The organism is Nocardia sp. NPDC047038 (genome assembly GCF_040644075.1).
Classification (GTDB): domain Bacteria; phylum Actinomycetota; class Actinomycetes; order Mycobacteriales; family Mycobacteriaceae; genus Nocardia; species Nocardia sichangensis.
In genome coordinates this window covers 17,449-44,137 of the sequence record NZ_JBEYVQ010000012.1, presented here as the reverse complement: position 1 = coordinate 44,137, position 26,689 = coordinate 17,449, and the positions used below count along the sequence as shown (strand labels likewise).

At 69.1% G+C, this 26,689-nt stretch carries 29 protein-coding genes; 9 read left to right on the top strand and 20 right to left on the bottom strand.

The features are described from left to right. Nucleotides 1–7 precede the first annotated feature (7 nt). Nucleotides 8–967, bottom strand: coding sequence for a haloalkane dehalogenase (locus ABZ824_RS29595; RefSeq protein ID WP_356967169.1), 960 nt, complete (start codon nucleotides 965–967; stop codon nucleotides 8–10). Nucleotides 968–1,561: 594 nt separating this feature from the next. Here ABZ824_RS29595 and ABZ824_RS29590 point away from each other — a divergent pair. Then, nucleotides 1,562–2,284 (top strand): HNH endonuclease family protein, encoded by a 723-nt coding sequence (locus tag ABZ824_RS29590; protein WP_355075622.1) that lies wholly within the window; start codon nucleotides 1,562–1,564, stop codon nucleotides 2,282–2,284. A 3-nt stretch (nucleotides 2,285–2,287) separates the two neighbouring features. Here ABZ824_RS29590 and ABZ824_RS29585 read toward each other — a convergent pair whose 3' ends face one another. Both ABZ824_RS29585 and ABZ824_RS29580 read right to left on the bottom strand, forming a co-directional pair. Further along, nucleotides 2,288–3,307, bottom strand: coding sequence for an NAD(P)-dependent alcohol dehydrogenase (locus tag ABZ824_RS29585; RefSeq protein WP_356966912.1), 1,020 nt, complete (start codon nucleotides 3,305–3,307; stop codon nucleotides 2,288–2,290). Then, nucleotides 3,304–3,747 carry a hypothetical protein gene (locus tag ABZ824_RS29580; protein WP_356966910.1) on the bottom strand — a complete coding sequence of 148 codons (444 nt, stop codon included), beginning with the start codon at nucleotides 3,745–3,747 and terminating at the stop codon, nucleotides 3,304–3,306. The genes ABZ824_RS29585 and ABZ824_RS29580 overlap by 4 nt, the downstream gene beginning before the upstream one ends. An 86-nt stretch (nucleotides 3,748–3,833) precedes the next feature. On the opposite strand from ABZ824_RS29580, the gene ABZ824_RS29575 reads away from it, so the two are divergent. After that, entirely contained in the window at nucleotides 3,834–4,625 is a 792-nt protein-coding gene (locus ABZ824_RS29575; RefSeq protein WP_356966908.1) for a helix-turn-helix transcriptional regulator, read from the top strand. 12 nt (nucleotides 4,626–4,637) lie between these two features. Here the strand turns inward: ABZ824_RS29575 and ABZ824_RS29570 are convergent, their stop codons facing one another. The 5 genes from ABZ824_RS29570 to ABZ824_RS29550 form a co-directional block, all read right to left on the bottom strand. Continuing rightward, nucleotides 4,638–5,561 carry a LysR family transcriptional regulator gene (locus tag ABZ824_RS29570; RefSeq protein WP_355075618.1) on the bottom strand — a complete coding sequence of 308 codons (924 nt, stop codon included), beginning with the start codon at nucleotides 5,559–5,561 and terminating at the stop codon, nucleotides 4,638–4,640. A gap of 78 nt (nucleotides 5,562–5,639) precedes the next feature. After that, nucleotides 5,640–6,842: an FAD-dependent monooxygenase gene (locus tag ABZ824_RS29565; RefSeq protein WP_356966906.1), complete on the bottom strand. Its 1,203-nt coding sequence runs from the start codon at nucleotides 6,840–6,842 to the stop codon at nucleotides 5,640–5,642. Nucleotides 6,843–7,024: 182 nt separating this feature from the next. Continuing rightward, nucleotides 7,025–7,669 carry a PadR family transcriptional regulator gene (locus tag ABZ824_RS29560; RefSeq protein ID WP_356966904.1) on the bottom strand — a complete coding sequence of 215 codons (645 nt, stop codon included), beginning with the start codon at nucleotides 7,667–7,669 and terminating at the stop codon, nucleotides 7,025–7,027. 63 nt (nucleotides 7,670–7,732) lie between these two features. After that, on the bottom strand, nucleotides 7,733–9,766 hold the full coding sequence (locus ABZ824_RS29555) for an MDR family MFS transporter (RefSeq protein ID WP_356966902.1): 2,034 nt from the start codon (nucleotides 9,764–9,766) through the stop codon (nucleotides 7,733–7,735). A 55-nt stretch (nucleotides 9,767–9,821) separates the two neighbouring features. Beyond that, the gene (locus tag ABZ824_RS29550; protein WP_356966900.1) at nucleotides 9,822–10,481 is read right to left on the bottom strand and encodes a TetR/AcrR family transcriptional regulator; all 660 of its coding nucleotides are present in this window, start codon (nucleotides 10,479–10,481) and stop codon (nucleotides 9,822–9,824) included. Nucleotides 10,482–10,643: 162 nt separating this feature from the next. Here ABZ824_RS29550 and ABZ824_RS29545 point away from each other — a divergent pair, with 162 nt between their 5' ends. From ABZ824_RS29545 to ABZ824_RS29530, 4 genes are all read left to right on the top strand, one after another. Further along, nucleotides 10,644–12,053 (top strand): lipase family protein, encoded by a 1,410-nt coding sequence (locus ABZ824_RS29545; protein WP_356966898.1) that lies wholly within the window; start codon nucleotides 10,644–10,646, stop codon nucleotides 12,051–12,053. 114 nt (nucleotides 12,054–12,167) lie between these two features. Continuing rightward, nucleotides 12,168–13,043 (top strand): oxidoreductase, encoded by an 876-nt coding sequence (locus ABZ824_RS29540; RefSeq protein ID WP_356966897.1) that lies wholly within the window; start codon nucleotides 12,168–12,170, stop codon nucleotides 13,041–13,043. Nucleotides 13,044–13,467: 424 nt separating this feature from the next. After that, entirely contained in the window at nucleotides 13,468–13,941 is a 474-nt protein-coding gene (locus ABZ824_RS29535; protein ID WP_356966895.1) for a transcriptional regulator, read from the top strand. Nucleotides 13,942–14,003: 62 nt separating this feature from the next. Then, nucleotides 14,004–14,303: a DUF3817 domain-containing protein gene (locus ABZ824_RS29530; protein ID WP_245562483.1), complete on the top strand. Its 300-nt coding sequence runs from the start codon at nucleotides 14,004–14,006 to the stop codon at nucleotides 14,301–14,303. A 4-nt stretch (nucleotides 14,304–14,307) separates the two neighbouring features. On the opposite strand, the gene rdgB is transcribed toward ABZ824_RS29530, so the two are convergent. The 10 genes from rdgB to clpS all read right to left on the bottom strand — a co-directional run bounded on the left by rdgB (nucleotide 14,308) and on the right by clpS (nucleotide 21,566). Beyond that, complete coding sequence (rdgB, locus tag ABZ824_RS29525; RefSeq protein ID WP_356966894.1) at nucleotides 14,308–14,919, bottom strand: RdgB/HAM1 family non-canonical purine NTP pyrophosphatase; 612 nt, start codon at nucleotides 14,917–14,919, stop codon at nucleotides 14,308–14,310. Then, the gene (rph, locus tag ABZ824_RS29520) at nucleotides 14,919–15,689 is read right to left on the bottom strand and encodes a ribonuclease PH (protein WP_355075601.1); all 771 of its coding nucleotides are present in this window, start codon (nucleotides 15,687–15,689) and stop codon (nucleotides 14,919–14,921) included. The genes rdgB and rph overlap by 1 nt, the downstream gene beginning before the upstream one ends. A 384-nt stretch (nucleotides 15,690–16,073) precedes the next feature. Beyond that, on the bottom strand, nucleotides 16,074–16,838 hold the full coding sequence (locus tag ABZ824_RS29515) for a cyclic nucleotide-degrading phosphodiesterase (protein WP_356966892.1): 765 nt from the start codon (nucleotides 16,836–16,838) through the stop codon (nucleotides 16,074–16,076). Between the two features lie 69 nt (nucleotides 16,839–16,907). Further along, nucleotides 16,908–17,624 carry a rhomboid family intramembrane serine protease gene (locus ABZ824_RS29510; RefSeq protein WP_356966890.1) on the bottom strand — a complete coding sequence of 239 codons (717 nt, stop codon included), beginning with the start codon at nucleotides 17,622–17,624 and terminating at the stop codon, nucleotides 16,908–16,910. A gap of 65 nt (nucleotides 17,625–17,689) precedes the next feature. Continuing rightward, a complete protein-coding gene (locus tag ABZ824_RS29505) occupies nucleotides 17,690–18,652 on the bottom strand; it encodes a cysteine synthase (RefSeq protein WP_356966888.1) in 963 nt (320 codons plus the stop codon). 8 nt (nucleotides 18,653–18,660) lie between these two features. Next, complete coding sequence (locus tag ABZ824_RS29500) at nucleotides 18,661–18,933, bottom strand: MoaD/ThiS family protein (protein ID WP_355075593.1); 273 nt, start codon at nucleotides 18,931–18,933, stop codon at nucleotides 18,661–18,663. A 33-nt stretch (nucleotides 18,934–18,966) separates the two neighbouring features. Next, a complete protein-coding gene (locus ABZ824_RS29495) occupies nucleotides 18,967–19,386 on the bottom strand; it encodes a M67 family metallopeptidase (protein ID WP_355075591.1) in 420 nt (139 codons plus the stop codon). Between the two features lie 111 nt (nucleotides 19,387–19,497). Then, nucleotides 19,498–20,562 carry a P1 family peptidase gene (locus ABZ824_RS29490; RefSeq protein WP_356966886.1) on the bottom strand — a complete coding sequence of 355 codons (1,065 nt, stop codon included), beginning with the start codon at nucleotides 20,560–20,562 and terminating at the stop codon, nucleotides 19,498–19,500. 61 nt (nucleotides 20,563–20,623) lie between these two features. After that, nucleotides 20,624–21,193, bottom strand: coding sequence for a DUF2017 domain-containing protein (locus ABZ824_RS29485; protein ID WP_355075589.1), 570 nt, complete (start codon nucleotides 21,191–21,193; stop codon nucleotides 20,624–20,626). A gap of 22 nt (nucleotides 21,194–21,215) precedes the next feature. Next, nucleotides 21,216–21,566: an ATP-dependent Clp protease adapter ClpS gene (gene clpS / locus ABZ824_RS29480; RefSeq protein WP_039796380.1), complete on the bottom strand. Its 351-nt coding sequence runs from the start codon at nucleotides 21,564–21,566 to the stop codon at nucleotides 21,216–21,218. Nucleotides 21,567–21,689: 123 nt separating this feature from the next. On the opposite strand from clpS, the gene ABZ824_RS29475 reads away from it, so the two are divergent. Then, complete coding sequence (locus ABZ824_RS29475) at nucleotides 21,690–23,000, top strand: nicotinate phosphoribosyltransferase (RefSeq protein WP_355075587.1); 1,311 nt, start codon at nucleotides 21,690–21,692, stop codon at nucleotides 22,998–23,000. A gap of 2 nt (nucleotides 23,001–23,002) precedes the next feature. Here ABZ824_RS29475 and ABZ824_RS29470 read toward each other — a convergent pair whose 3' ends face one another. After that, nucleotides 23,003–23,194, bottom strand: a complete 192-nt coding sequence (locus tag ABZ824_RS29470; protein ID WP_356966884.1) for a hypothetical protein — start codon at nucleotides 23,192–23,194, stop codon at nucleotides 23,003–23,005. A 183-nt stretch (nucleotides 23,195–23,377) separates the two neighbouring features. Between ABZ824_RS29470 and ABZ824_RS29465 the strand changes: the two genes are divergently transcribed. Next, complete coding sequence (locus ABZ824_RS29465; protein ID WP_356966882.1) at nucleotides 23,378–23,944, top strand: isochorismatase family protein; 567 nt, start codon at nucleotides 23,378–23,380, stop codon at nucleotides 23,942–23,944. A 57-nt stretch (nucleotides 23,945–24,001) separates the two neighbouring features. Further along, nucleotides 24,002–26,050, top strand: coding sequence for an ATP-dependent DNA helicase (locus tag ABZ824_RS29460; RefSeq protein ID WP_356966880.1), 2,049 nt, complete (start codon nucleotides 24,002–24,004; stop codon nucleotides 26,048–26,050). A 78-nt stretch (nucleotides 26,051–26,128) separates the two neighbouring features. Here ABZ824_RS29460 and ABZ824_RS29455 read toward each other — a convergent pair whose 3' ends face one another. Then, complete coding sequence (locus ABZ824_RS29455; protein ID WP_356966879.1) at nucleotides 26,129–26,662, bottom strand: DoxX family protein; 534 nt, start codon at nucleotides 26,660–26,662, stop codon at nucleotides 26,129–26,131. Between the last annotated feature and the right edge of the window lie 27 nt (nucleotides 26,663–26,689).

Below are 26,689 nucleotides of genomic sequence, written 5' to 3'. Positions count from 1 at the left end.
GCCGAGATCACGCGCGAGCGGCGGCGCCGACCAAGGCGTGCCGATCGAGCCACTGCGCGACCGCCCGGCCGATCTCGTCCGGCCGATCCTCCGGCGCGTGGTGGCCCGCCGGAGGGATCGCGACGACCTCGGCGCTCGCGAAGGTGCTCGCGGCCCAGTCGATCGCCTCCGCCGATCCCAGCCCGACGCCGTTCTCCAACGCCATCAGCAACTTGGGCACCTCGGGCGTCGCGGCCGCCCAATCGTCGTAGTTCCGCACCACGGCGACCACGTCGGCGGGCTCGCCGTCCAGCGGGAACTCCCGCGGCCACACCAGCAGCGGCTTGCGCGAGGCCGGGGTCGGATACGGCGCCCGGTACACGTCGTGGTCCTCGGGCGACAGGTCGGCGACGCCCTTCGGCAGGTTGAACTCGATGAATATGTTCTCCTCCAGGATCATCCGCTCCCCTTCCGCCGAGCGAAACTTCCGGAACAGCTCGGCGCCGAGCGGAGGCAGCTCGTCGAAGCGCATCGGCCGCAGGAACGTTTCGATCAGCGCGATCCCGCGCACGCGGCCGGGATGCCGCGCGGCCCAGTCCATGCCCAGCGCGCCGCCCCAGTCGTGTCCGACCAGCACCACTCGGTCCAGCCCGAGCGCGTCGAACCAGGCGTCGAGGTAGGCGGCGTGATCGGTGAAACGGTAGGCGCTGTCCGGCTTGCCCGACTCCCCCATGCCGATCAGGTCCGGCGCCAGCACTCGGGTCCGGTCGGCCACGTGCGGAATGACGTTGCGCCACAGATGCGAGGAGGTCGGATTGCCGTGCAGGAACACGACGGGGATCTCTCCCGCACCGGTGTCGCGGTAGTTGATGAACGAGTCGATGACGTCGACGGTGGGCATGATGTGGTCCTTTCGGGTCCGGCTTTTCGCCTGCACCCGTTTGGACACAGGAATCACACCGCCTGTGACCGGATGTGGAGTGAGCATCGTCACAGGCCCGTCGAACCGGTCGTCGCGAGGGCGGCAACTCTCGGATACATCCGTACTCATGCAGTAGATGTGTGGCCGAAACTGAAGATCGGCTGAGAAACTTTTCGAACCGTGCGAACGAACTTGCCAATTCGCGCGGCATCTATCTACTGTCTTGATACGTAGAACAAAGCGTGATCGAGACGGAGCGGATGCGTGCTGCAACCGGAGAGCGGCTTCCCTGGTCACCGGCGCCCGCCGGACATCGATCACCCCTGATCATCACGAGTGAGTCCGGAGCAGGCGCGGCTCGACACCTCGGGACCTCCCCCTCATCAGCCCCGTGGTGTCGTCCCAGTGCGGGCTTCGGAGTGGACAACCATCCGCACAACCGCGCGGCTCCACCGGCCTCCTCGTGATCACCGCCCCCGAATCGGCGCCGGCACGGCGATTCGGGGGCGGCCCCGTTCTCCGGCTCGGCAGCTCTGGCGCACGGCCCGTTACCGGCCAGCTGTGCCGAATCTCATACGCGCCGATCGGTTGCGCGAAGCCGGTCCCTGGATACCTTTTCGCCGGTTACAGTTTCAAAGGGATTCGGCGTTAGGAAGTTCGATGAAGTCCACAGTGCAACGGCTGGCTCTGATCGGCATCATGGTGGCGACTTCCATCGGACTGGTCTCCTGCACAACCGTTCCGCCCGGCCAGTCGACCGCGTCTGGCTGCGGTTCCGGCGGACGGGCCTGCGCCGACGCGCCCGCCCCGATTCCCTCGCGCGACGCGCTCGCGCTGTTGAACGCGCTGCGCGTGGCCGACCGTGCGCCCAAGACCGGATACAGCCGTGACGAATTCGGGCCGCCCTGGTCCGACAACGTCTCGGTGCCCGGCGGCAACAACGGCTGCGACACCCGCAACGACATCCTCCAGCGCGACATGACCGACGTGACGTTCAAGTCGGGCAAGTGCATCGTCGCGACCGGAACGCTCGCCGACTTCTACACCGGAAAGACCATCGACTTCAAGCGCGGCACGAAGTCCTCCGACGACGTGCAGATCGACCATGTCGTCGCGCTCTCGGACGCGTGGCAGAAAGGCGCACAGAAGCTTTCCGCCGAACGCCGCCGCGACCTGGCCAACGACCCGCTGAACCTGCAGGCCGTGGACGGTCCGACCAACCAGTCCAAGAGCGACTCCGACGCGGCCGATTGGCTGCCGCCGAACAAGGGTTACCACTGCGCCTACGTGACCAGGCAGATCCAGGTGAAGACGGCCTACCAACTCTGGGTCACCGCGGCCGAAAAGGACGCCATGACGCGGATTCTCACCGCCTGCCCCTGAGTCCTAGGGGAACTCGATCACCACCTTCCCGAAGGGGTCTCCGGTGCGGAAATACCGGTAGGCCGCTTCGGCTTCCTCGAACGCGAACACGCGGTCGATGACGGGACGCATCCCGTGGGCGGTGATCGCTCGGTTCATCGCCTCGAACTGCGTCCGGCTGCCCACCGCGATGCGGCGAATCGACAGATACGACGTCCCGAACGGGTTGCCTACGGGCGCGTCGGTAGCGGGCAACGCGCCGATCATCGTGATCCGCGCGTTGTATCCGCCCGACCGCACGGATTTCGCCAGGGTCGGCATGCCCACCGCGTCGAGGATGTGTTCCACACCGTCGCCTCCGGTGCGGTCCAGCACGGCCAGCTCCCAGTCCGGTGTCCGGCTCCGATCGATCACCTCGTCGGCTCCCAGCGCGCGCAGCCGCTCGGCCTTTCGCGCGCTCGAGGTCACCGAGATGACGTGAGCGCCCAGCATTTTCGCGTGCTGCACACCGAAAAGGCCCACCGATCCACTGCCGACGGTCAAGACGGTCTCGCCGGGCAGCACCGGCAGCGGCGTGGTCAGCGCCGCCCACGCCACCACTCCGGCGCAGGTCAGCGTGGCGGCCTCCACGTCGGTGAGATGGTCGGGGACGTGCACCACCGAATCCTCCTCCAGCACCGCGTACGTGGCGAGCATGCCGGGATAGGTGGCGCCGTACTGCTCGACCACGTGCGCTTGGCGCTGTGGCCCGTCGATCCAGCGGACGAAGTAGGAGGCGGTCACCCGGTCGCCCAGCGCGGCGCGCGTCACTTCCTCGCCCACGGCGATCACCGCGCCGACACCGTCGCTGAGCGGGACGACGCCCGGGGTCGCGGGCAGCGGATACGTTCCGTCCAGCAACATCAGATCGCGACGATTCAGTGACGCCGCCAGCATCTGGATCACCACTTGGCGTGGCCCTGGCTCTGGCATCTCCTGCGGCGCGACGGTCAGCGCGTCCGCCCCGCGCGCGGGGTCGAGATGGTAGGCGACGGCCCGCATCATGCGACACCGATGTACTGGTGGTCCCACCGGATCCGGCCCGCGTCGTCGAGCGCGATGACGTCGTATCCGCCGCCGACGACCGCCCCGTCGGTCTTCGTCACCATGTGCCAGGTCAGGCCGATCAGGTTCAAGGACAGACGAACCGCCTGCCCCTTGGGTACGAACACGTGCTCACCAGGGGCGACGAATTCCTCGTAGGCGCGATCCACGCGCCGGTCCAGCGCTTCGTAGCCGCGGATCTCCACGGTCGGGATCGGGAAGGACAGTCGGGCAAGCGCCTCCCGCATCTCCTGCGGCGGATCCACCAGCACCTGGGCGCCGTCCTCGGACCACAGTTCCCGGATCAGCTTGTGCCTGGCCTGCGCGTCGGATTCGTTCCACAGCGCGATGTAGCGATCGGCGAATCGGGACAGTTCCTGTGCATCGAGTTGATTGCTCATGGGACGGAGTCTTGCCGTCGTTCGGAGCCTGCGCGATTCCCCGCAAGGTATGGCGAAGCCGCCGCCCGACGCCCGATACTGCTGCCATGACGACGGCGGCCGAGTCCACCGGGTTCGCCCGGCAGCTCAAGCATTGGCGCACGCTGCGACGGGTCAGCCAGCTGGATCTCGCGATCCGCGCCGACACCACGCAGCGTCATCTCAGCTTCCTGGAACAGGGCCGCTCACGCCCCGGACGCACGATGGTGGTGCGGTTGGCCGAATCACTGGAGCTGTCACTGCGTGAGCGCAACGGACTGCTGCTCGCCGCGGGTTACGCGCCGGTCTTCCCCGAATCGGCGCTCGATACCGCGGAATTGGCGCCGATGCTGGAGGCGTTGCGGGCGATCCTGGACGGCCACCTGCCCTACCCGGCGCTGGTGGTCCGGCCGCACGGCGTCCTGCTCGCCGCCAACGCGGCCTTCGAGGTACTCACCGAGGGCGCCGCGCCGTGGCTGCTGGAGCCGCCGGTCAACGTGCTGCGGCTCGCGCTACACCCGGACGGCTTGGCCGCCCGCGTGCTCAACCTGCCGGAATGGGGACGGCACGTCACCGAGGCGCTGCGCAACCGGATGGCCCGCAGCCCCGATCCCGCCTTGGACGAGCTGATCGCCGAGCTGGAGACGTATCTGCCCCAGGCCGAACCGGGACCGGACCATCTCGGTTTCGCGGTGCCGCTGCGCCTGCGCTGCGCCGAAGGGGAATTGCGTTTGATCACCACGCTCACCTCGTTCGCCACCGCGGTGGACGTCACGCTCGCCGAGTTGCAATTGGAGGCGTTCCTGCCCGGCGACGAGCGGACCGCGCGAATTCTGCGCGACCGCGCGGCGCGATACTGAGCGGGCCCGCGCTCACCAGTGCAGCGCCGCGGCGGTCAGCCGCTGACGGACCAGCTCGACGTGCGGGCGGACAGCGGGTCCGGGCCGACGCACCAGGAATGCCGTGTTGATCGGCGGATCCTCCGGTTCCAACAGCGCGACGAGCGATCCCGAATCCAGTTCGGCCGCACAGAGATATCGCGGCAGCACACTGATCCCCGCGCCCGCCGCGACCGCCGCGGCGACCGCGCGCAGATCGGCGACGACCACCGCGGCCTCGGCGGCGAGCCGGACGCCGAAGACGTGCCGCCAATACCGGCGCAGGATCGGCAGATCCGGGGCGTAACTGACCAGCGGAACATCGGACAACGCGACCGGGCCCTTGGTCCGCAACAGGTCGCCGTCGACGCGCGCGGCGACCTGCGGCCCGGCGACGAGCACGAACTCCTCGTCACCCAGCGGTTCGGCGACCACCGTCCGGCCTCTGGGCCGGACCGTCGACACCACCAGGTCGAAGTGGCCGGCCCGCAGCCCGCCGAGCAAGTCGTCGGTCAGCCCCGCGTGGACCGCCAGTCGAACCCCTCGCTCGACCAGTGGCGCCAGCGCGGGGAGCCCGTGCACCGCGAGGAACTCGGCGGGTCCGGCGAGACGAACGGCGGGCTGTGGCGCGGGTTCGGCCCGGTGGACCGGACCCGCCACGGTGTCCAGCGCGTCCAGCGGCGCGGCGATGCGCGCCGCCAGCTCGGTCGCCGCCGCGGTCGGCGCGACGCCGCGCGGCAATCGGTCGAACAGTCGCGCGCCGAGCCGCTTCTCCAACGCCTGCAATTGGCCGGTCACGGTCGGCTGGGACAAGCCGACCAGCCGCGCCCCGGCTGTGATCGAACCGGCCCGGTGCACGGCCAGGAAGGTGCGCAACTGGTTCAGATCCAGATTTCCATCGGAATCCCTATCGCTCACCACGCAACTCTATTCCGCCGCCGATAGCCGCACCGGAGGTCCCCCGGGTCGCTCGGACCCGAGGGACCTCCGGCCGACTCAGACCGACGCGAGCTCGTGCTCGGCGGGAGCGTCCCAGTCGATCCGGTAGCGCTGCTCCGGTCCCATGGTCTTCTCCGGTTTCATCACGGTCTTGGCCATGACCGGCATGAGCAACTGCATGACCTTGCGTCCCACCGGCCCCGGCGTCTTGCTGTGATTGATCTTCGCCGCGCGCGCCGCGACGCCTTCCACCCGCTCGCGCCGCAAGCGCTCGTACACCGCGAACGCCTCCGGAGCGGGCAGATCACGCAAGCAGCGGGCCAGCTGCACGGCGCTCTCGATCGCCAGCGACGCGCCCTGACCGGAACTGTTGGACGGAGCGTGCACCGCATCGCCGACCAGCACCATCCGCCCGCGATACCAGTGCGGCACCGGCGGCATGATGTGCAGCGCGCCGACCACCTCCAACTGCTCCTCGGTGGTGCGCCGAGCGAGCTCGCCGCCAGGGGTGTCGTCGCCGTAGACCTCGCGCAAGATGCGCAACCAGTGCGCGCTCGGCACCGCCCGCGCCGCGGTGAGCGACAGATACTCCTTGTGCGGCAGGTTCGCTCCCCATGCCACCCGCCCGTCCCCGAGCGGCCAGTACAGGTAGTAGGCCCGCTTGCCGAACGCGAAGGTCATGGTGTCCGGGGGGATGTCGGCGTCGCACTCGGTGGTCGCGCCGAAGCCCAGCATGCCGGTGTAGTCGGGGCCGGGCGCCTTCGGGTCGATCAGCGTGCGCACCCGCGAGCGGATGCCGTCCGCGCCGATCAGCACGTCGGCGGTGGCTGTGCTGCCGTCGGCGAACTGGGCGGTGATGCCCGACGCGTCTTCGCGCACATCGACCAGGCGCTTGTCGTACTCGAACGGAACGCCCGCCGCGACCGCGTGCCGGTGCAGCGTTCGGTGCAGCTCGCTGCGATCGACCAGTTGCAGCGGCGGCATATCGGGGATGCCGGGCATCGCCAGCACCTTCGCGCCGACGGACATGTTCATGTTGCGGACCGGAAGCGCGATGGCGCGGACCGGGTCGCCCGCCCCGATGATGTCGAGCGCGGCGACGCCGTTCGGCGCGAGCGCGAGTCCGCTGCCGATGCCATAGGAAGGGCCGGGATAGGCCTCGTAGACGCGGGCGTCGATGCCCGCTTTGCGCAGGGCCGTCGCGACGACGGGGCCGGCGATGCCGCCACCGATCACCAGGGCGGTACGTGTTGTGGACATGGGTGTCTCCAGGATTCGTGCGATACGGGTTTCGGTTCCCGGACCGACACACGCGCCACCCACCCGGTTATCCTGTGGTTGCCAGCCTTGTAGCCGGGTGCGCGTTCGCGGGCGCGGTTCGAGACTGTTCGATCGGGCCCGGCGGCGGTGTTGCCGCACCTTCGCCGGGCCCGGTTTCTCGGCTAGTCCTCGGCCATCCCCCTCTCCACCATTTCGGCGACCTCCGACGGCAGCGCGCCGCGCTCGTGCCACTCGCGCCATTGCGCCAGTCCGGGGAAGGTGCCCTCGGTCAGTTCCGCGCGCAGCGAGCGCGTCCACGCCGCCTCGGCTTCGAGCATCGCCAGTCCGAACTCGGACTCGACGATGAACAGTCGCGGCAACGCGCCCGCGAGTTCGCCGAGTTCACGACGTACGGTCTCGATGGTTCGATCCAGCGCTTCGAGGCGGGTGGCGAGCAGCTCGACCACCTCGGAAGGCGGAAGCACCGCGAGAATCGACAGCCCCGCGACGAACCGGTGCGGTTCCGGTTCCGGAGTCGAAAGCAGTTCCCTGGTCCAATCGGCCATCTCGGCGCGACCCTCGTCGGTGATCCGATAGATGACTCGCTCGGGACGTGCGCCCGCCCGTTCACTGCCGACGACCTCGAGGAACCCGACCTTGGCCATGTTCTGCACGACCGTGTAGAGCGAACCCCATTTGATCGCCATGTCGTGGTCCTTGCCCCGGTCACGCAGGGTCTGGGCGATTTCGTAGCGATGCATCGGGCGGTCGACGATCACGGACAGCACCGCGAGCGCCAGCAGGTTGTCGACCTTGCGTTTCTTCATCGCGGCACCTCCTCCTTACTCGTCTACGAATATACGTCTACGAGTAATCGACCGCAAGAGCGGTCAGGCGGGCACCGTTTCCTGCTCGCGCGCGTGGTCCTCCAGCAACTTCGTGGCGATGTTCGTCAGCGCCTGATCCAGCAGTGCGCGATCGGCCGGGTCGGCCTCGTTCCAGTCGTCGAGCCTGGTGTCGAGCCAGCGCCGCCAGGCCGCCTTGATCCGATCCATCTCGGCCGCACCGGAATCGGTGAGCCGCAAGCGTTTACCCTCTCGCGTCAGATAGCCCTCCGCGCCGACCTGGTCGTAGATCGGCTCGATCACCTCCTGGGGCACTCGGTGCGCCCAGGCGATTCCGGCCAGCGTGGCGTCACCGCGCACCCGGTCGCGCAGATACACCTGGCCGAGCGCCCATGCCTCACCGCGTGTGAGGTCGCTGTCCGCGTCGGCGAGGATGCGCGCGCCGATCGGATCCTCCGCCCCCGCTCGGTGCATGGTGCCCGCGATGGCGCGTTCCAGTTGCACCAGCCGATCGGGCGAGTCGGGCACCGAGAACCCTTCGCCCACATCGCCCGCCCCCGCCCGCGCGCTGTCACGCAGCGGCACCTCGGGCAGGAACCACGCGACCACGAATCCGACCAGCACGATCGGAACGACCCAGAAGAACACGTAATCGATCGAGTCCGCGTACGCATCGATGATCGGCGCCGACTGTTCGGCGGGCAACGCGCGCAACGCCTGCGGGTCCGCCGCGACCCCGGGTGGCACCACGCGCACCTGAGCCAGCGCGGCGGCGAGGTTGGGGCCGATCTGGTTGCTGTAGAGCGTGCCGAAGATGGCCGTCCCGAAGGCGCTACCGAGCGTGCGGAAGAACGTGACACCGGAGGTCGCGGTACCCAGCTGGGCGTAGGGCACGGTGTTCTGCACGACGATGGTGAGCACCTGCATCGCCAGTCCGATACCCAGGCCGAGGATCAGCATGTACAGCGACTCCAGCAATGTGCCGGTGGTCCGGCCCATCGTCGACATCAAGTACAGGCCGAGCGCCATGACCAACGTGCCCGCGATCGGGAAGTACCGGTAGCGGCCGGTCTTGCCGACCACCTGCCCGGACAGGATCGAGGTGGTGAACAGGCCCACCACCAGCGGCAGTGTGCGAACACCCGACATGGTGGCCGAAACACCGTCGACGTATTGCAGATACGCGGGCAGGTAGGTCATCGAGCCGAGCATGGCGAAGCCGACGATGAAACTGAGGATCGAGCACACCGTGAACACCCGGCTGCGGAACAACCCCATCGGGAGCATCGGTTCCGCTGCGCGCAACTCGACCCCGACGAACGTGACGAGCAGGAAAGCCGCCGCGGCGAACAGGCCGACGATCGTCGGCGAGCCCCACGCGTACTGCTGCCCGCCCCATTCCAGGCCGAGAATCAGGCAGGAGACGCCCAGCGCCACCAAGCCGATGCCGAGGTAATCGATGATCGGCCTGGCCGCCGCGCGCACCCGTGGGATGGTGCGGGCCGCCAACGTGATCATCACCACCGCGACCGGCACATTGACGTAGAAGCACCAGCGCCAGCTGGCGTGGTCGGTGAACAGGCCGCCCAGCGTCGGACCGATCACCGTGGTCACGCCGAATACCGCACCCAGCGCGCCCTGGTACTTACCCCGCTGCCGCAACGGGATGATGTCGGCGATCAGCGCCATCGACGTGACCATCAGTCCGCCCGCGCCGAAGCCCTGGATCCCGCGAGCGAGGACCAGCACCAGCATGCCGTTCGCCAGGCCTGCGACCATCGAGCCGACGATGAAGATCACCGCACTGATCTGGAACACCAGCTTGCGGCCGAACAGATCGCCGAGCTTTCCGGCGAGGGCGGTCGCCACCGCCTCGGCGAGCAGGTACGAGGTGACGACCCACGCCATGTGCCCCGCCCCGCCGAGGTCGGCGACGATGGTGGGCAGCGCGGTGGACACGATGGTCTGGTCCAGCGCTGCCATGAGCATGCCGAGCACGATGGTGCCGAATACGATGTTGGTCTTGGCCCTGCCCATCGGGGCAACAGGGTCCGCGGCGACAGCAACCGAACCGGCCATCAGCCCAGTATGGGCTTTTGCCGCGTCGATGGATATCCAGCGACACGGCAGCGAATCAGCCGGGTTCGCCCTCCGGCGCTTCCTCCGGCCGCTCGATGAGCGACATCGCGATGGGCACGAGCAGATCGACGAGTTCGGCCACCGACGGACGCGGATCGGCGAGCACCCACTCGTGCGCCAGCCCGTTGATCGCGCCGATCAAGGCGCTCGCCCCCCACCCCGGCGTGCCGCGCACCCGCGAACCGGGAGCAACCACCGGAACCACGTGGGTTTCCAGCACGGAAGCCCACCCGTGCCTGCGTTCGCGGCGGTGGCGCTCCATCCGTTCGCTCACGCCCACCACTTCGATGAAGGCGACCTTGGCGCGGTAGGGATCGGCGCCGATCGACTCGAGATAAGCGGTCACCACGGCGGTCATCGCGGCGCGCAGGTCGAACCGCGGGTCGAGCGCGTCCATCCGCGCGACCACGGCCGCGGCGGCCTCGTCCTGGATCCGGTCGTACGCGGCGACCAGAACGTCCTCCCTGGTCTGGAACTCCTCGTAGAACTGACGCTTGGACAGACCCGCGGCGGCGCACACGTCGGCCAGCGAGCAATCGGCGTAACCGCGCTCGGCGAAGATCCGGGTGGCCGCGTCGAGGAACCGCTGACGCCGCTCGGCTTTCCGCTCCACGACGGCACGCCCGCCGTATTGCCTGCCCACTGTCGCCGTCATATCTCTCACCGTAGCGAAATCCCGGCGACCACGAACTACCCCGCATGCCTTGGCCGCCGCCCGATTCGTACTTGTGATCCGGGTCATGACGCCGCATACTCGGGTCCAGTCTGAAACCGATGGGGCTCACAAATGTGGCTCACAGAACGAAGAGGTTCTCGCGTGGTCATTTCGCGCAAGCACGCACCGAAGCTGCTCGCGGCGCTCGCCGTGGTGGCGGTGGGACTGCCCTTCCTCCCCGCCTCGGCAGCCGCCGAGCCCGCGCCGGACGATCCGGCGGTCCAGCCCGCACTGCCGTTCCCCCTTCCGCCGCTGCCGCCGGGCTTCGACCCGGCGTTCTATCGCCCGCCCGCGCAGACCTACACCGACTTGTCCCCCGGCCAGATCATCGCCGCACGCCAGGTGAATCTGGCGAACCTGTCGCTGCTCCCGGTGAACGTGGACGCCTGGCAGTTGTCCTACCGCTCCACCAACTCCCGCGGCGAGGCCATCCCCGCCGTGGCCACGGTGATCAAGCCGCGCGGCTACGTCGCCGACCGGCCACTGTTCTCCTACCAGATCGCCGAAGACTCGACCGGCAACTACTGCATGCCGTCGTATCAACTCCAGATGGGTTCCATCCCCGCGACCTTGACCGGCTCCACCCTGGTGGCGGCCCAGTTCCTCGAGGTGCAGGCCGCACTGGCCCAAGGCTGGGCCGCGGTGATCCCCGACCACCAGGGGCCCGACTCGGCTTACGCCGCAGGTCCTTTGGCGGGCCGGATCACGCTCGACGGCATTCGCGCCGCGGAGAACTTCGCACCGATGCAACTGTCCGGAACCGGGACCAGGGTCGGGATGATGGGCTACTCCGGCGGCGCGATCGCCACCGGCTGGGCCGCCGAACTGAAGCGCGACTACGCACCCGAACTCAACGTGGTCGGCACCGCGGAGGGCGGCATCCCCGCCGACCTGTCGGCCGCATTGCGGATGGCCAACGGCAATCTCTCCGCCGGGCTGATCTTCGCGGGCGCGCTCGGCGTCTCGCGCGAATATCCCGAGCTGCGGAAATTCCTCGACGAGAACGCGAACGGCCTGGGCAAGCTCATGATCGCGGGCAAGGAACAACTCTGCGCGAGCTACCAGGCCGCGCTGTTCCCGTTCGCCGACGACCTCGGGATGCTGGCGAAGAATCCCTTCACCGACCCCGCTGTCGCCGACGTGCTGCACAAGACGAAGCTCGGCAAGGCCGTGCCGGACATGCCGATGCTGATGTACCAGGCCAATGCCGACTGGCTGATCCCGGTCGGACCGGTCAACGAGCTGGTCGGAACCTATGCCGAGGACCCGGGCGCGCGGGTCGAGTACATCCGCGACCACTTCAGCGAGCACCTGACCCTGGACCCGATCGCGGCACCGCGCGCGCTGCTGTGGCTGAAGGACCGCTTCGCGGGCGCGCCGGTGACCGGCGGCGTCACCATCACCGATGTCGGCTCGATGACGTTGGACCCCGCCACCTGGCAGGTGTGGAGCGACACGGTGGGTACCGTACTCGCGGCCGCCTTCGGGCAACCCATCGGCAGCGGCCGCTGAACGACCCGGCCGACAGCTCGTGTCGCGGGCGCGTTCCGCGACACGAGCCCTTGCGTCTGAGACGATCGATGCCGATATCTTCCCCGGAAACTTACTCCAGAGTAAGGTTGGCGCATGGCGTGGAAACCAGCTGAGATCCCGGACCAGACGGGACGCACCTTTGTCATCACCGGCGCGAACGGCGGCTTGGGCGCCGTCACCACGAAAGTCCTTGCGTCCAAGGGCGCGACCGTGATCATGGCCTGCCGCAACGCGGTCAAGGCGAAAGAGGTCGCCGCGGGCATCGACGGCGATGTCCGCGTGGCGGAACTGGACCTGGCCGATCTGTCCTCGGTGCGCAAGTTCGCCGACGACAGCGGCGAATTCGACGTCCTGGTCAACAACGCCGGCCTGATGAACATCCCGTTCTCGCGAACCAAAGACGGCTTCGAGACCCAGTGGGGCGTCAATCACCTCGGGCACTTCGCGCTCACCGGCCTGCTGCTGGACCGGATCACCGATCGGGTGGTCACCCTCTCCAGCATCGCGCACAAGCAGACGCCGAAGCTCTGGATCGACGACCTCGACTACGAAAAGCGCCGCTACCAGCGCAATCTCGCCTATGCGCAGGCCAAGCTGTGCAATCTGATGTTCGCCCGTGAACTGCAGCGCAGGCTGCGTGAATCCGGCTCCCGCAAGCGCTCCTACGCGGTGCACCCCGGTGTCTCGGCCACCGACCTCTTCGCGCACACCGAGACCCCGCTCGACCACATCTCCAAGCCGTTCATCCGCCTGATCGGGCACTCGCCCGCCAAGGCCGCGCACTCGACGTTGTTCGCCGCCACCATGCCGGACGCCGATCCCGAGACCTACTGGGGCCCGACCCGGCTCTTCGGCAGCCAGGGCCCGGTGAAACCCTCGTCGTCCACCCGCCTGTCGCAGAACAAGGACCTGTGGCAGCGGCTGTGGGCAGAGTCGGAGCGCAAGACCGGAGTCACCTACTCGTTCTGAGCGGAGCAACACCGGAGCAGTCAGCGGGCAACTGCACGCCGGGGGCCCGGTTGTCGATGCGCCCGGAAGGGTCCGCGTCGTGCGCGCGGCCCCTGCGGACGAACCGGGCCGACTCGTCGAGTCCACCGCAGGCGGAGTCCGGCCGCGTGCTCGGTGGCACGCGCCGGAGCGGACGCCCGATGCGCGTTGCCACATGGCGGCGAGCGGCACCACTCGTGACGACTGCGTGATTTGCAGCGGCGCGCTGCCACATCGGAAGCCACATCCGGCAGCGGGCGCGCGGCCGTCGTCTCGGCATCCGACACCGCCCCGAGCGCCGGTCCGCTCCGCACCGGTCGTCGCCTCGATGACCGTGGTCACAGCAGGCGCGGGACGGCGTACCTTGTTCTACGGCCCGCGTAGTAGAACGGGTACCGTAGAAGCCGTGTCCGCCTCACCCCGCCGCTCGGCACACAACCGCCCGGCCCTCATCGCGCTGGTGATCGTCGCCGCGCTGGGCTGCCTGGGGCTGGCCTGGTGGCAGTGGGAACGGTACGAGTCCGCGACCGGCACCGCACAGAATCTCGGCTACGCGCTGCAGTGGCCCCTGTTCGCGGGTTTCGCCGTCTTCGCCTACTTCCGGTTCGTGCGGCTGGAACGCGAGGCAGGCGAACCAGAGGAAAAGAACGAGTCCGCCGCGGCTTCGCGGCGTGATGCACCCACAGCCAGGCGCGCCGCGAAGCCGATCGCGCCGACCGAACTCCCGGCGGGACTGCTGCCCGAGCGCCCGAAGGCCGTCCGGGATGAGGACCCCGTGCTCGCCGAGTACAACCGATACCTCGCCGCGCTGCACGCCGACGACATCGAAGAACAGGTCCGCACGGCAGGCCTGCACACCCGCGAGAGGAGCGCCGGTTGACCACCAGCGAGAATTCCACCGAGACCACCGCTGCCCCGGCCAGGGCCGGGAACGCCGCCAAGATCGGTCCGGCGCTGCTGCGCTATCGGGCGCTGGCCTGGATCACCGGCCTCTGGTTGCTGCTGCTCACCGGTGAGATGATCGCCAAGTACGGCTTCGACGTGGCCACCCCCAGCTGGATCGCGGTCGTGCACGGCTGGGTGTACTTCGTCTACCTGCTGGTCACCGCCGACCTCGCGGTCAAGGTCCGCTGGCCGGTCCTGCGCACCGTCGGCACCCTGCTCGCGGGCACCATCCCGTTGCTGTCGTTCTTCGTCGAACACGTCAACGCCAAGCAGGTCAAGCAGACCTTCGGCGTCTGAGGCGTCAGCCTTCGGCGAGCGCGGCCAGCGCGGGCGTCAACTGGGCCAGCGCCCGCCCGCGATGCGACACCGCGTCCTTCTGGGCGGGCGTCAACTGGGCCGCGGTGACATCGCCGCCTTCCGGGACGAACAGCGGGTCATAGCCGAAACCGCCGTCGCCCACCGGCTTCCGCCCGATCGAGCCGGGCCATTCGCCGCGCACCACGGTCTCCGCGCCGCCGGGCACCACCAGCGCGCATGTGGACACGAACCGCCCGCCGCGCCGCTCGTCCGGCACATCCGACAGCTGTGCCAGCAGCAGCGCGTTGTTCGCCGCGTCGTCGCCGTGCTTGCCCGACCAGCGCGCCGACAGCACACCCGGCATGCCGTTCAACGCGTCCACCTCGATACCGGAATCGTCGGCGACGCAAGCCAATCCGGTGGCCGCGGCGCCGTCGCGCGCTTTGGCAAGCGCGTTCTCCTCGAACGTCGCGCCGGTCTCGGGCGCCTCGTCGTACGGGGGAACATCGTTCAATCCGACGATCTCGATCCCGGCGATGCCTGCCTCGTCGAGGATGCGGCGCAGTTCGTTCAGTTTCTTGGTGTTGCGGCTGGCCACCAGCAGATGGCGGGTCATCACTTCCTCTTCGACTCGGCGGGCTCGGGAAGCACACCGGGATACGGCAGCGCCAGCGCCTCTTTCTGCACGACGAACAACTGCTCGCAGGACGCGAGCGCGGCATCGAGCAACTTGTCCAGCGTGGAGCGCGGGAAGGTGGCGCCCTCGCCGGTGCCCTGGATCTCCACCAGCGTTCCGGTATCGGTGGCGACCACGTTCATATCGACCTCGGCGCGCGAGTCCTCCTCGTAGGGCAGATCCACCCGCACCCGGCCGTCGACCACGCCGACGCTCACCGCGGCGATCGCACAGGAGATCGGCTGCGGGTCGGCCAGCGCGCCCGCCGCGCCGAGATAGGTCACGGCATCCGCCAACGCCACGTAGGCGCCGGTGATGGCGGCCGTCCTGGTACCGCCGTCGGCCTGGAGCACATCGCAGTCGATGGCGATGGTGTTCTCCCCGATCGCGGCGAGGTCGATGCAGGCGCGCAGCGAGCGGCCGATCAGACGGCTGATCTCCTGGGTCCGTCCGCCGATCCGGCCCTTCACCGATTCCCGCCCGCTGCGAGTGTGCGTCGCGGCTGGCAACATCGCGTACTCGGCGGTGAGCCAGCCCAACCCGGAGTCACGCCGCCACGGCGGCACCCCCTCGGTGACGCTCGCGGTGCACATCACCCGCGTCTGCCCGAACTCCACCAGCACCGAACCAGCTGGATGCGTGGTGAAACCACGGGTGATCCGGACCTCGCGGAGCTCATCGTCCGCCCTGCCATCGGCTCGTCTCGACACGGCCACAGCCTACTGTGTTCAATTTGCCGCGACTTCGTCGCGGCGTGTTCGCGGCCCCGTCATGGCTCGCGTTTGCGCGGCCGCCGCTTGCTCCTTCGTCGCGTACGCGACGGCCGCGCAAACGCGAGCCGGGCCGCGAACGGCGCATGCTCGGTCTCGCTTCGCTCGAAACCCGTGGTTGAGGCGAGCTGGGCGCGTCGGTATCGCAGTTCGCCACCCGGTGCACGCGGTGTGCAGTGAGCTGGCTCGAAAGACGTGGTCGCGGTGCGCTGGGCATGTCGATATCAAAAGCAGACCGGCGTGCTGCCGCGCGGGGTGCGCAAGGCCGGTGACGCGGTTCCGCTCGTGAAGTTCGCGTCATGCCCGGCGTTACCCGGGATTCGGTCAGAGATCGAAGGTTTCGCCCGGAGCCACCGCGTGCACGGGGCCGGTGAACTCTGCTTTCGCCTCGGCGATCACGTCCTCGCGGGAGGTCCACGGGGGGATGTGGGTGAGCAGCAGTTCCTTCACGCCTGCCCGGGCGGCGATCTGGCCGGCCTCGGTGCCCGAAAGGTGAATGCCGGGAGGGCGATTCGCCGGGTCGTGGGTCCAGGAGGCTTCCGCCATCAGGATGTCGGCGCCCTGCGCGAGTTCGTGGACCTGGGGGCACAGTGCCGTGTCGCCGGTGTAGACGAAAGTGCGTCCGGCGGCGGTGACGATCCGCAGACCGTAGGACTCCGGGGGGTGGTACATCCGGCGCGCGGTGACGGTGTGACCCGGCCCGAAGGAGATGGGCTCGCCTTCGACCCAGCGCCGCATGTCGATCACATCGGACCAGTCGTCGCATTCGCCGCCGACCTCGGCGGAGGCGTTGCCGATGCGCAACGAGGCGTCCGACGGGCCGCGCACGATCGCCTTGCCCTCCGGGGGCGTCGGGTGGTAGCGGCGCCATACCAGCAAACCGGGCAGGTCCAGGCAGTGGTCGGCGTGCAGATGGGTCAGGAAGATGTCGACCTCACCGGGATCGGCATGGCGCTGCAACGCGCCCAGCACTCCCGGACCGAAATCGATCACCGTCGGCCGCATGTCCGGGCCGGTCAGCAGGTAACCCGACGCGGGAGAGTCCGGGCCGGACACACTGCCCGAGCACCCGAGGACGGTAAGGCGCATTCCCCCATGCTGCCACGCGGAATTCTCACTCAAGAAAGGATCCCCCCACATCTCCGGCGGGCCGCCCGGTCACCGCGGCGACGCGCCGATTCCGGCTCGGTCCCCGCGGCGGATTCGTCGTGCATCTCCAGAGAGTACCCAGCCGGCCAGCAATCCACTCAACGCGCCGAATAGATGCCCCTGCCAAGAGATTCCGGGCTGTCCCGGCAGAACGCCCCACAGCAGCGACCCGTAGAGGGCCAGCACCACGAGACCGAGCACGATCTGCCCGACGTTGCGCGCGAACCAGCCACGGGAGATGAGGAAGGTCAGCCAGCCGAACACCAGCGACGACGCGCCGATATGCGTACTCCCCGTCGCCCCGGTGAGCCAGACGCCGAGCCCGGCCCCCAGCCAGATGATCGCGGTCGCGGCCAGCCCGCGGCCGATGCCCGTCACCAGGACCAGGAAGCCGAGCACCAGCACCGGGAGCGTATTGCCGATCAGATGTGGCCAGCCGCCGTGCAACAACGGGGCGAACAGGATGCCGGTCAGCCCGTCGGCGCGGCGCGGCTCGATGCCCGCGTGGTCGAGCCTGCCACCGACGGCGGTGTCGACCCCTTCGACGCCGTACAGCACCCCCACGAATCCGGCGATCAGCACGCCGGCCCGCAGCCACAGTTGCTTGATCGCGGCGAAGCCCGCGGTGGCGGGCGCTGTGGGCACACCGGCGGGCTTGCCCAACTGCGCACGAAGCGCAGCCGGCCGATCAGGGTCGAACGACGGCCCGAGTCCCGCGCCGGTCATGGCCACCTCCTCGCCGTTGCGGGGACGTGGCCCCGCCTCACCGAGGGTACCGGCGCGGCCGGGAATCAGGCCCAGAGCTGGCCGTCGAGCCGCTCTTCCGCCTCTTCGAGCGTGCCGTCGTAGGCCCCGGTCGACAGGTATTTCCATCCGCCGTCGGCGACCACGAACGCGATGTCGGCGCGCGTGCCCGCCTTGACCGCCTTGCGGGCGACGCCGAGCGCGGCGTGCAGGATGGCGCCGGTGGAGATCCCGGCGAAGATGCCCTCTTCGAGCACCAGTTCGCGGGTGCGTTTCACCGCGTCGTACGGGCCGACCGAGAAACGGGTGGTCAGCACGCTCTCGTCGTACAACTCGGGGATGAATCCCTCGTCGATGTTGCGCAGGCCGTAGACCAGTTCGCCGTAACGCGGTTCGGCGGCCACGATCTCGATGCCGGGCACCTTCTCCCGCAGGAAGCGGCCGGTCCCCATCAGCGTGCCCGTGGTGCCGAGACCCGCGACGAAATGGGTGATCTCGGGCAGGTCGGCCAGGATCTCCGGGCCGGTTGTCTCGTAGTGCGCCGCCGTGTTCGCCGGATTGCCGTACTGGTAGAGCATCACCCAATCGGGGTTCTCCGCGGCGATCTTCTTCGCCAGCGCGACGGCCTGATTGGAGCCGCCCGCGGCCGGGGAATCGATGATCCTGGCCCCGAACATGGTGAGCAACTGCCGCCGCTCCACCGAGGTGTTCTCGGGCATCACGCAGACCAGCTGGTATCCCTTGAGCTTCGCCGCCATGGCCAGCGAGATGCCCGTGTTGCCGCTGGTGGGTTCGAGAATCGTGCAACCGGGCCGCAGCAGCCCGTCGGCCTCGGCCTGCTCGATCATCCGCAGGGCGGGCCGGTCCTTGATCGAGCCGGTGGGGTTGCGATCCTCCAGCTTGGCCCACAGCCGCACATGCTCGTCACCGTCCCATCGCGGGGACAGGGTGCGCAGCCCGACCAGCGGGGTATTGCCGAGAGTCGCGATCAGCGATTCGTAACGCGCCACGGGACGGGTCAGCCTCCGGCCACGGCGGGCAGGATCGTGACGCTGGCGTCCTCGGGCACTTCGGCGGCCAGCCCGCCCGCGAAGCGCACGTCTTCGTCGTCGACGTAGATATTGACGTAGCGGTTCAGCTTGCCGTCCTTCAGCAGGCGCTCAGCGAGCCCGGGGTGGTTGGCCTCCAGGTCGTCGATCAGCGCCGACAGCGTGGCCCCCTCGGCCTGCACGCGCTTCTCACCTCCGGTGAGGCCGCGCATGATGGTCGGAATGGAGACGGTTACCGGCATGGGTACTCCTCGGTTTCGCGAACAGGCATCGGTCTAGTTCTCGTACGCGTCGACGATCCGCACCGGCTCCTCGGTGACCTCGCCGTCGACGATCCGGTAGCTGCGCAGCTCGTGCCGCTCGGGATCGCGGGTGGAGATCAGCACGTAGTGCGCGAACGGCTCGGAGGCGTACGACACGTCGGTCCGGCTCGGATAGGCCTCGGTGGCGGTGTGCGAGTGGTAGATGACGACCGGCGCCTCGTCGGCGTCGTCCATCGCGCGCCACACCTTCAACTGCTCGCCGGAGTCGAAGCGGTAGAACGTGGGCGAACGCTCGGCGTTGACCATGGCGATGAAGCGCTCCGGACGATCCGAGCCCTCCGGCCCCGCGATGACACCGCAGGCCTCATCGGGGTGATCGGCGCGCGCGTGCGCCACCATCGCCTCCACGAGGTCGGCCCTGATCACCAGCACGAGTCGCACACCTTTCCACAACGCCGACCCATCGCAGTCGACAACGAGCCAGGATATTCGGCTATTCCCCCGGCGACGTCGCCCGGTCCCCCGGTTCCCGGCATCGCCTGTTCAAACACCGAACAGGTCGTTGTAGGCCGGGATGCCCGCCACTTGGTGCGCCGAGCGGATAGCGTCGACGATGGCGCGTTCGACGCAGACGGCGGCGGCGGTGCAGATCTGGTCCAGGACAAGCAGATCGGCGGGGAAGGCGGGCGGCAACGGCAAGTCGCCGCCCTCCTCCGCCGTTCCGGTGGCGAGCGCGAAGAGGGTGTCCCCGTCCAGGGGCGAGTGCGCGGGACGGATCGCCCTGGCCAGCCCGTCGTGCGCGGTGGCCGCGACGCGCTTGCATCCAGCCGGGTCGAGCGGAGCGTCCGTGGCCACGACGCCGATCGTGGTGTTGAGCACGGTGCCCTTCACCGGCAGCGCGTTCGCCGCCGCCAGTTGCTCCGGGGTCGCCTGCCGCAGACCGAAGAATCCGGGCCCATCGGTGCCGCACCCCCACGGCAACCCCGTGCGGGGATCGAACACCGAGCCGACCGGATTCGCCACGACCAGCGCCGCGACGGTGATTCCCGCGGCCACGCCATCGCCCAGCACGTTGCTCGCCGTGCCGATCCCGCCTTTGATCGAACCGGCGCGCGCGCCGACGCCCGCACCGACCGAACCGCGAGCGAAGTCGACGTCCGCCGCCGCGGCGGCCCGGTAGCCGAACTCGGCGGTCGGACGGATGTCCCACGCGCCGACCGGAAGATCGAAGATCACCGCGCCGGGGACGATGGGCACCACCCGGCTCGGGTCCGCCGGGTCCATCACGATGCCCGCGCCGTTCTCCTCCAGCCACCGCATCACGCCGTCGGCCGCGGCGAGCCCGAAGGCGCTGCCGCCGGTGAGCAGGATCGCGTCGATCTGCCGGACGGTGTTCATCGGATCGAGCAGATCGGTCTCACGGGTACCAGGCCCGCCGCCGCGCACGTCGACCGCCGCCACCGCGCCGCCCGGCACGCGCACCACCGTGCATCCCGTCGCCGATCCGGAACCGAGCGTGGCGTCCGGATCGAGGACGTGATGATGACCGACCAGTACTCCGGGCACATCGGTGAGCGAGTTGCGTTCACCCGGTTCGGCATTCACCATCGGTACTCCTCACGGCGCGGGACTGCTGGTCGGTTCGCGCCGATCATCGCAGCGCGACCGGTCAAGGAGCCAGCGCCTGGAGCAGCGAGTCCTGCATCCAAGTCAGCCAGTGGTACACGTCCAGGTGCGGGGCGCGCGGATCGTCGGGATCGAGATGGTCGGGCGTGTCGGCATCGATGTTCAGCACCGTGCCCAGCGCCAGCCGCACGTCGGTGAGCGCGGTCAACCACGCGTCGGCCTGCTCGGGGGTGATGACGATCTTGCCGCCCGCGCTCGGCACGGTGTCCAGCACGACCGAGCCCGCCGCCAGCTTGGCGTCGATGATGTCGGGCTCGTGCAGACCGCGCAGCGCGCTGTTGAGGTCGGCGCGTTCGGCGTCCGGCGAGCCGGGCTCGTTGCGGTGGAAGTCCGGCAGCAGTCTGCGCAGCCGCGGATCCTCCGGCGGGACGGTGTTGCCGGATCGCAGTCCGGTGAGGGCGGCCAAGTCGTCGTCGGGCGCCGACCCGGCGCGCTCGGTGAGCAGTCCGGAGACCGCACCGACCAGGGACCGAAGCACGTTGGCCTCACGTGCGTCCATTTCGGATCGCAGTTTGAGACCGCTCAGCGAGTTCTTCCTGCTCCACTTGCGCACGGCGTCAGGGTAGTCGCGCTGGTCAGTCGTCCCGCTGCATGGTGGCCCAAAGTCCGGCGGCGTGCAGTCGCTGGACATCGTGTTCCATCTTGTCGCGGGAACCGGACGAGACCACCGCCTTGCCCTCGTTGTGGACCTTGAGCATCAGCTCGGTCGCCTTCGCTTTGCTGTAGCCGAAAAGCTTCTGGAAGATATACGTGACGTAGTGCATGAGATTGACCGGATCGTCCCAGACCACGGTCACCCACGGGCGGTCCTCCGCCTCCAGGATCTCGGTGTACTCCACCGCTTCGGGTGTCGCCTGTGCCGCCGACAATGTCGCGTTCGCGGCGTCCACAACGACGTCACCCCGGACTGTGTTGCACAAGGCCATAGGGTCAAGGGTACGACTCGACACCGGATAAACAACACCCACGCAGCCCCGATTCGGGTTTTCGCCGGTTCACCGGGCCGATGCCGGACGGCGTGAGCCGACCGTTCTGTCTACAGTGACAGCGTGGACCTGCGTGACGGCGTGACCAGCACGGCACTGCTGACCGACCAGTACGAACTGACCATGCTCGCCGCGGCGCTCGCCGATGGTTCGGCGCATCGGCAGTGCACCTTCGAGGTGTTCGCTAGACGTTTGCCAAACGGTCGCCGCTACGGCGTCGTCGGGGGTACCGGCCGGGTGCTCGACGCGCTGCGGCAGTTCCGGTTCGGCGATGCGGAACTGTCCGTCGCCGCCTCGTTCTCGGATCGGCGGACGTTGGACTGGCTGCGTGACTACCGATTCACCGGCGACATCGACGGCTACCCGGAGGGCGAGCTGTACTTCCCGGGCTCCCCGATCCTCTCGGTGCGCGGCAGCTTCGCCGAATGCGTCGTGCTGGAGACGCTGGTCCTCTCGATTCTCAATCACGACAGCGCGATCGCGGCCGCCGCGGCGCGGATGGTCAGCGCCGCGGGCGGCCGCCGGATGATCGAGATGGGTTCGCGGCGCACCCACGAGCTGGCCGCGGCGGACTGCGCGCGCGCCGCGTATCTCGCCGGTTTCGACGCCACCTCGAACTTGGAGGCGGTACGCCGCTACGGGATCCCGGGGGCGGGCACCAGCGCGCACGCGTTCGTCTTGCTGCACAGCGGCCCCGACGGGGCGCACGAGGCCGAAGCGTTCCGCAGCCAGGTGCAGACGCTGGGAGTCGGGACGACGCTGCTGGTGGACACCTTCGACATCACCAGGGGGGTCGCGACGGCCATCGAGGTCGCGGGAACAGAGCTGGGCGGCGTGCGGATCGACTCCGGCGATCTCGGTGTCCTGGCCAGGCAGGTGCGCGACCAGCTCGACGCGCTCGGGGCCACCAAGACCCGCATCGTGGTCTCCGGCGATCTCGACGAGTACGCCATCGCCGCGCTGCGCGCCGAGCCGGTCGACGTCTACGGTGTCGGAACGGCCCTGGTCACCGGCTCCGGCGCGCCGACGGCCGGGATGGTCTACAAGCTGGTCGAAGTCGAAGGGGTGCCGGTCGCCAAACGCAGCAGTCACAAGCAGTCTCGTGGCGGTACGAAGAAGGCGCTCCGCTTGGCCCGCGACACCGGCACGATCGTCGAGGAGATCGTCTATCCGGCGGCGGGGCCGATGCCGCCCCGCAACGGCTTCCGATCTCGTGAGCTGCTGGTCCCCTTGATCCGGGAGGGCAAGCAGGTCGATGACCTGCCCACCCTCGCCGAGAGCCGCGACCTGGTCGCGCGCGGACTGATCAGCCTGCCGTGGGAGGGCCTCAAGCTGTCGGCGGGTGAACCCGCCGTGGTGACCACCTTCGTCTGAGGTCAGCGCCTGCGCTCGTCGACGCGGGTCACCAGCCGCAGCCCGGCGGCGAAGAGCAGCGCGAACACCAATCCGGTGATCCCGAACCACACCCATGCCGACGGCTCCGCGGGGCGGGAGCCGAGCAGGAAGAAGACCGCCAGGAACACGGTGGTGGCGACGATTACGCTGCGGAACAGTTTGGCAGGGCTCATGAGGGTCTCCGTGCTGGAAGGCGGCGCATCCGGCCGCCGACGAAAGGGGCACCCGGTAATCACCGTGGGCGCAGGCCGCGTTTACATCGCGCGCATGTGAATTTCCCGCGAGTCGGCTGAACGAGCGTCCGACCGAGCGGCAGAATCTGAAACAGTTGTTCAGCCACATCGCGGGAGGTCGCCATGACCCGGGCACTGATCATCGTCGACGTCCAGAACGATTTCTGCGAGGGCGGTTCGCTCGCGGTCGCGGGCGGCGCCGCCGTGGCGGCCCGGATCAGTGAGCACCTCGCGGCGGCGAACTACGGCGTGATCGTGGCCACCCGCGATCATCACATCGATCCCGGTGCGCATTTCTCCGACGCGCCCGACTACATCGACAGCTGGCCGCCGCACTGCCGGGTCGGCACGCCGGGCGCCGACTTCCACCCCGCCCTGACCACCGAACCCATCGATGCGGTCTTCTCCAAGGGCGCGTACTCGGCGGCCTACTCCGGGTTCGAGGGCACGACCGAGAACGGCACCGGGCTGGCCGACTGGCTGCACGACCGCGGCGTCGACGCCGTCGACGTGGTTGGCATCGCGACCGATCACTGCGTGCGCGCCACCGCGCTGGACGCGCGCATCGAGGGTTTCGACACCCGCGTCCTGCTCGATCTCACCGCGGGAGTCGCACCCGAAACGGTCGCCCTCGCACTGGACCGCATGCGCGGGGCCGGCGTCGACCTGGAAGGCGGCATCACCCGATAGACCGTCCGGTCTCCGCGACCGCCCTGCCCTGTCGGAGGCGCCGAGTAGGCTGCTCGCGTGCCCGAACTGCCCCCCGTATCCGATCTTCTGGCTACCGCCGTACACGCGCTGGGCGGCAAGGAGCGCGCCGGGCAGGTGACGATGGCCGCGGCGGTGGACCACGCGATCGATACCAAGGAGCATCTCGCCGTGCAGGCGGGCACGGGCACCGGCAAGTCGCTGGCGTATCTGGTGCCGAGCCTGCGCCACGCCGTGCGCACCGGCCGCACGGTGGTGGTCTCCACGGCCACGATCGCGCTGCAACGTCAGCTGGTCGACCGTGACCTTCCGCGCTTGGCCGAGGCGCTCAGCGGCCCGTTGGGACGCACGCCGAAGTTCGCCATCCTCAAGGGCCGCAACAACTATCTGTGCTTGAACAAGATCAACAGCGCCGTACCGGACGAGCCCGCCGAAGCGGAGTTGTTCGACGCGTTCGCGATCTCGCGCCTCGGTCGCGAAGTGCAACGGCTCAACGAATGGGCCTCCGACACCGACACCGGCGACCGCGACGAACTCGCTCCCGGCGTGAGCGATCGGGCCTGGCGGCAGGTGAGCGTGTCGTCGCGGGAATGCCTGGGCAAGTCGCGTTGCTCCTTCGGCCAGGATTGCTTCGCCGAACGCGCCAGAACCGAGTCGGCGCAGGCCGACGTGGTGGTGACCAACCACGCGCTGCTGGCCATCGACGCGATCAGCGGCATCCAGGTGCTCCCCGAACACGACGTCGTGGTCATCGATGAGGCGCACGAGCTGGTCGACCGGGTCACCGGCGTGGCCACCGCCGAACTGACCTCCGCCGCGATCAGCGCGGCGGCCCGGCGTTGCGCCAAGCTCATCGACGAGCAGGAGGTCGACCGCCTGGAGGGCGCCGCAGAGGCCTGGCACACCGTGCTGGACGAGCTGCCCGCCGCCCGGTGGGACACCCTGCCCGACGGCGTGGCCCCGGTACTGGCCCTGGTCCGCGACGGCGCGTGGAACGCGCGCACCGCGCTCGCGCCCCCTGGCAGCACCGCCGCGCAGGGCGACCCGGAGAGTTCCGCCGCCCGCACCATGGCCTTGGCCGCGCTCGACGAGGTGCACGACAGCGCGGTCCGCGCGCTGACGGCGTTCGACGAGCCCGATCCCGCCGCCCGCCGCGACGTCATCTGGCTGGCCGCCGACGAGATCCGGGGCGTCGTGCGCCGGTCGCTGCGAATGGCGCCGCTGTCGGTGGGCGGGCTGCTGCGCAGCAGGCTCTTCGGTGCCGCGACCGTCGTGCTCACCTCAGCCACGTTGCAGATCGGCGGCTCGTTCGACGGCCTCGCGGTCACCTGGGGCCTGCCCGCGCAGTCGGGCAATCGCACCGACCCGGCCACCGCGAACGGCGCGCAGGCGCCGTCGGACGCCGACAGCGTGCGCTGGAGTTCGCTCGATGTGGGCTCACCGTTCGACCATGCCAAGTCCGGCATCCTCTACGTCGCCAAACACCTGCCCGCGCCGGGCCGCGACGGGCTCGCACCGGCCTACCTGGACGAGATCGAGCGACTGATCACGGCCGCGGGCGGACGCACCCTCGGCTTGTTCTCCTCGATGCGCGCCGCCCGCGCGGCCACCGACGCACTCCGCGAACGGTTGCACACACCGGTGCTGTGCCAGGGCGAGGACGCGACGGGCGCGTTGGTCCGCAAGTTCGCCGACGACCCGGAGACCTCCCTGTTCGGCACGCTGTCGCTGTGGCAGGGCGTCGACGTGCCTGGACCGTCGCTGAGTCTGGTGATCCTCGACCGCATCCCTTTTCCCCGCCCGGACGATCCGCTGCTGGCGGCCAGGCAACGCGCCGTGGAGATGCGTGGCGGCAACGGCTTCATGACCGTGGCCGCCAACCACGCGGCTCTGCTGCTCGCGCAGGGCACCGGCCGCCTGCTGCGCAGCGTCGACGATCGCGGTGTGGTGGCCATCCTGGATTCCCGCCTCGCGACCGCCCGCTATGGCGGATACCTGCGCGCGTCGCTGCCGCCGTACTGGGAGACGGCCGACCCTGAGGTCGTGGTCAAAGCACTGAGCAGGCTGGCCGCCGCGGCGAAGGTGTGACAACGGCGCACGGCCACCACGCCACCTCGAACAGCGTGGCCGGCAACGCGAGCGCCGCGAATCCGTTGCGCCGCACGCTCAGAGCACCCACTTCAGGATCAACGTGAGCACGCCCGTGACGACGGCGAGGATCAGCGCCCCCACACCCCACACGAATCCATGCCGCTCCCACGGACGCCCGGCGTCCAACGAGAACTTACCCGGCCCGGTGAAGGGCAGCGCCGCGCCGACCACCGCGAACAGCAGACCCATCTCGTAACCGCCCAGCAGGCCACCGGCCCAGGTGGCGTTGATCGCGTTGATCATCGTGCCCAGCACGATCGCTCCGGCCAGCGGCGTCAGCAGACCGAGCAGCAAGAGGAGGCCGCCGGTTAGTTCGCTCAACCCCGCCAGCGTCCCGAATACCTTGCCCGGGTTGTAGCCCATCTTCTCGAAGCCGTCGGCGTTGGCTTGCAGACCGGGCCCGCCCCACCAGCCGAACAGCTTCTGCGCGCCGTGCGCCGCGAGCAGGCCGCCGAAGACGACTCGCACGACCAGCAGGCCGATGTCGGGGGCGATTCGGTCCAGCTCGGAATCGGTTCCGGTTCTGTCGAGTACGGATTTGATCGTCATGGTGGTCCTCATCCCTGCGCTGTCGTT